2 protein-coding genes are annotated in these 2,012 nt (G+C 39.8%); one reads left to right on the top strand and one right to left on the bottom strand.

The genetic code is table 11. The features are described 5' to 3' along the window. Positions 1-1,201, bottom strand: a 1,201-nt coding sequence (locus CXF78_RS15365; protein WP_180957167.1) for a PhnD/SsuA/transferrin family substrate-binding protein, incomplete at its 3' end; no start/stop codon positions are given. A 201-nt stretch (positions 1,202-1,402) separates the two neighbouring features. Here CXF78_RS15365 and CXF78_RS15360 point away from each other — a divergent pair. Next, entirely contained in the window at positions 1,403-1,996 is a 594-nt protein-coding gene (locus CXF78_RS15360) for a response regulator transcription factor (protein ID WP_102037277.1), read from the top strand. Positions 1,997-2,012 lie beyond the last annotated feature (16 nt).

Here is a 2,012-nt window from a genome sequence, read left to right as displayed (position 1 = left end):
TGGGTTGATTGAGTTCGTGAGCTAAACCGGCTCCTATTTCACCTAAAATTGCTGCGCTTTGCATGCGCTCAAGCTGCAATGCTTTATTTTTCAATTGGCGCTCTGTATTGATTAAGAACTCGCTCTTTTGTCTAAATTTATATTCCAACCAAAGATGATAAATGGTCGCGATAACAAATAAACCCAATAAACTAAATCCCCATTTTTGGTTGAGCTTTATCCATTGCCACACCTGTAGATGAACAGGGATATTATCTGCATTTAAGTTAAGGTCATTAAACAATTTAACCACTTGAAACTGGCTAATGGGAGCTGCCCAGCCTCGGTTCTGTCCGATGATTGACGCTGGGTCATCCATACTTATCGACAGTAATGCCCGAGTGATCCCCGTTCTCACCATTAACGGCACCGCATCCGACGATGCAAACGACCAATTCGGATATAAAGGGGTGCTTACAGCACATTCATAATCAGCTGGAGTGACATCATTTATTACACGATAATCGCTAGCCTCGATATAACCCTCTGCAACCATCTGTTCTAAAGTACAAAATGGAGTAATGGCTATATCTGCTGTGCCATCGCGGACTTGATAAATAAGCGGTTCAAGAGGAAAGCCGAGAAACGTCACTTTGGAAAAGAAGTTATTGACCGAATAATCCATTGAATGAATTAGCCCTATCGCGGCTTGGTACCCTCCTAATGCATTAGGATCACTGGCCACCACGGAATGACCATCAAGATCTTCTACACTAAACAAATGGCTGTCTTTACGGACGATAATAGTCGCACCTATCGCAAAGGTTCTGCCATTATGTTGATTGCTCTTCATGGTTGCCAACCAGGAAATAGGATAGTCGCCACTCATATTAAAGTAGTGGCCAGGATTGGTGACAACAAACTGTATGTCGCCACTGATTAGCTTTTGATTCATGTTGTTGAAGTCTAACGGCACAACCTCAAAGCTGGCATTGGCAACATTTTGACTTAAATAGTCCATTAATGGCTGCCAGCGCTCAATACTTTTAGCCACTCCATAATTTGCAAGCACTGCAACTCGGTAATGTACTTCAGCATTGGCTTGAGTCGTAATGTGTTTTTCAATGGTCGCATCTGGTGTTGCAGTCTGCGCACTTGCTTGAGTTAAATATCCAGCAAGAATTAATGAAAGTGCTCCAATCAGCAAAGTTTCAATTCGCATCCGTAACCTTTTAGCCATCTAACAATATTTAGTTAATCGGTACTTAGTCATAAACAAAGCAACCCGTTTTTATGCAACAAACTCAGTGTAGTGCAACTTAATTAACAAAACAGATGCATACAGCACAAAAGCAACCGAACAACTTGATCCACAATCAACAATGCTTACACTGTATTAACATTTAATGAATTGATACTACATATGCACATGCTTAACGATATTTATATGGTGGATGATGACCTAGCAATTCTTGATTCTATGCAATTTATGCTATTGCAATATGAATACAACTTACAGGTATTCAATAGTGCCATTTCGTTTATTAATACCATTGATATTACCCTACCAGGTTGTCTTATTGTGGACAGCAAAATGCCAGAAATTACAGGCCAAGAACTGCAACAAAAATTAATTGCCGCTAACAGTCCGTTAGGCATCATTTTTTTAACAGGTCACGGTGATCTGCCGATGGCGGTAAATGCATTTAGACAAGGGGCCTGTGATTTTTTTCAAAAACCTGTGAACGGTAAAGAGCTGGTTGTCGCTATAGAAAAGGCCTTTACGTGTAGTCATAAGATGTTTGAATCTATTCTACTAAAACAACGATATAACACGTTAACAGAGCGTGAAATCCAAGTATTGCATCTATTAATTGAAGGTAAAACTAACAAACAAATGGCAGATGAATTATACCTTTCTCTGCGCACAATTGAGGTGCACCGCTCTAAAATTATTAAAAAACTAGCTGTGCATAATGCTGCTGAACTGGCTAAATTCAGCCCTTTATTAGCCTAGTTTTTACTAGCTTATG

Source organism: Shewanella sp. 11B5 (genome assembly GCF_002836795.1).
GTDB classification, from domain to species: Bacteria; Pseudomonadota; Gammaproteobacteria; order Enterobacterales; family Shewanellaceae; genus Shewanella; species Shewanella frigidimarina.
Note: the sequence above shows the minus strand (reverse complement) of the source record. Positions and strands in the feature narration are given on the sequence as shown.

Bases quoted from the DNA above. Each gene is read 5' to 3' on its own strand.
- CXF78_RS15360 (WP_102037277.1), top strand. From the start codon at position 1,403: ATGCACATGCTTAACGATATTTATATGGTGGATGATGACCTAGCAATT.